Genomic DNA, 2631 nt, shown 5'->3' with positions numbered 1-2631 from the left:
AGTTTTGAGTGGCTGTATTGAAAATACTGCAGAGCAAAGCTTAGCTCGTGGTAGCGAAAATGTCCGTAAACCTCGCTTAGCTTTAATCGGTAAGGAAAGAGCATACGTTGAGCAAGTAATTGTTCAATAACGTGGCACTCGTATTAATCTAGAAAAGTACAGTATCGACTATATATAAGTCATATATCCAAGCGCAGCTCCCATTTTTAGTGAGCTCAGCACAATAACTATAATAGTGGAATTAAATACATGCTAAAAGGCACTTTCTTTTGCATTGATGCACATACTTGCGGCAACCCTGTAAGGCTAGTTACCAGTGGGCATCCAAACCTTATAGGTACAAATATGAGCGAGAAAAGACAACATTTTCTTCGTGAATATGATTGGATCCGCAAGGGACTTATGTTTGAGCCTAGAGGCCACGACATGATGTCAGGGGCCTTCCTTTATCCGCCATGTTCAGATAATGCAGACGCATCTATTCTATTTATTGAAACAAGCGGCTGCTTACCTATGTGTGGTCATGGGACCATAGGCACCATAACTGCTGCCATAGAGTCTGGATTATTAACTGCGAAAACGCCCGGTAAACTCATCATTGATGTTCCTGCAGGGCAAATAAAAATCGATTATCAAGCAACAGACAACAAAGTAGATTGGGTAAAAATTTATAACGTCCCAGCCTATTTAGCTCATCAAGACCAGATATTAGATATTCCAGGCTTAGGTACACTAAAGGTGGATGTCTCTTACGGCGGAAATTACTACGTGATTGTTGATCCGCAAGAAAACTTCCCAGGGCTACGTCACTGGACCGCTGCAGATATTTTACGTTGGAGCCCTATTGTTCGTCAGATAGCTCATGAACAGCTCACTTGTGTACACCCAAATGACCCAACTGTGAGCGGTGTAAGTCATGTTCTTTGGACGGGCGATACTATCTCAGAAGGTTCTGACGGAGCCAATGCGGTATTTTATGGCGATAAAGCGATAGACCGTTCTCCATGCGGAACAGGAACCAGTGCCAGACTTGCACAACTTTATGCTAAAGGACAACTGCAAGTGGGTGAAGAATATACCCATGAAAGCATCATCGGTAGCCAATTTGTTGGTCGAATTGAAGCAGCTGCTGAAGTCGGCGAGTTTTCAGGCATTATGCCTAGTATCAAAGGCTGGGCGAGGATCACTGGTAACAACGCCATCACCATTGATGACGACGATCCATACGCCTTCGGCTTTCAGGTTGTGTAATTAATCACTAAATTATTGAGCAAACATGCTCAGGAGTATATATGACAGACAAAACAAACGTTGCGATAAATGGCCAACACTTTATTAACGGCGAGTGGACAAACGAAGCTTTGCAATTTAATAGCATGAACCCCGCGCTAAATGAAAATACGCAGTGGCAATTTGCCTCAGCTAATGCCAAGAATGTTGACGCAGCGGTGAATGCTGCTAAGCAAGCATTCCTATCCTACAGACGCACCACCGATGAACAACGTGCTGACTTTCTAGATGCTATAGCAGAAGAGATTCAAACAGATATTACTGCAATCACGGAAACTGCACATATCGAAACAGGCCTACCGATGGCACGCCTACAAGGTGAGACGGGACGAACCTGCGGACAATTAAAACTATTTTCCAGCACACTAAGAGCGCCAATCAACAATGTACTGGTTGATCTTGCCAACCCTGAAAGACAACCTTTGCCAAAACCAGACACTCGCTTAGGCACATTACCCATTGGTCCAGTAGCCGTTTTTGGCGCTTCTAACTTTCCGCTTGCATTTTCAACTGCTGGCGGCGATACAGCATCTGCACTCGCAGCAGGTTGTACAGTAGTCGTAAAAGGTCACCCTGCTCACGCCGCGACTAGCGAATTGGTGACTAAAGCTATTGCGCGCGCAGCAGCTCGTTGCAACATGCCAGCTGGCATTTTTAACCTTATTCAGGCGACGGAACCTCAAGCTTCAACCCAGCTTGTAAACCATAGTGCAATAAAAGCAGTTGGCTTCACCGGCTCATTGAAAGTCGGCCGTATTTTATCTGATATATGTGCCGCTAGGCCTGAGCCTATTCCATTTTATGGCGAGCTAGGCTCGATCAACCCTCAATTCTTACTGGGCGAGTTATTGACTGAACAAGCGGAAAGCTTAGCTACAACTCAAGTACAGTCAATGATGATGGGACACGGTCAGTTCTGTACTAGCCCTGGAGTTGTTGTTGCTATAAAGGGAGATGCGCTTAACCGCTATCTTGCGACTATGGCTGAAAAGATAGTAGTAGAGTCCGCAGAAAACATGCTCACTGCAGGCATTGCAACAACGTTCCAATCTCAAGTTGATTCTCTGTTAAGCAATCAATCAGTTTCACTGGTAGCACAAGGGCAGCCGTCAACTGCGAGTCACTTTACCCGCCCTGCAGCAGTCAAAATTGAAGCTGATGACTATCTGGCTTCTAGAGCACTGCAACAGGAAGTATTTGGTCCGTTCGCAGTGGTAGTCGCTTGTAATGATTTAGCGCAGATGGAGTTAATTGCAGCGCAGATGGAAGGTCAATTAACCGCTTCGATTCATGGTCTTGAATCTGAACTTGCTGCAAACGCACAATTGATAGAGTCGGTTT

At 45.1% G+C, this 2631-nt stretch carries 2 protein-coding genes; both read left to right on the top strand.

Annotation, left to right across the window (positions count from 1 at the left end):
* Positions 1 to 249: 249 nt before the first annotated feature.
* Positions 250 to 1251, top strand: coding sequence for a 4-hydroxyproline epimerase (locus AB4135_RS20980; RefSeq protein ID WP_371995370.1), 1002 nt, complete (start codon positions 250 to 252; stop codon positions 1249 to 1251).
* A 41-nt stretch (positions 1252 to 1292) separates the two neighbouring features.
* Positions 1293 to 2631, top strand: a 1339-nt coding sequence (locus AB4135_RS20975; RefSeq protein ID WP_371995369.1) for an aldehyde dehydrogenase (NADP(+)), incomplete at its 3' end; no start/stop codon positions are given.

The organism is Shewanella sp. 10N.286.54.B9 (assembly GCF_041468565.1).
In the GTDB taxonomy this organism is placed as follows: domain Bacteria; phylum Pseudomonadota; class Gammaproteobacteria; order Enterobacterales; family Shewanellaceae; genus Shewanella.
The sequence above is the reverse complement of the archived record's forward strand: the minus strand, read 5'-3'. Positions and strand labels throughout refer to the sequence as shown.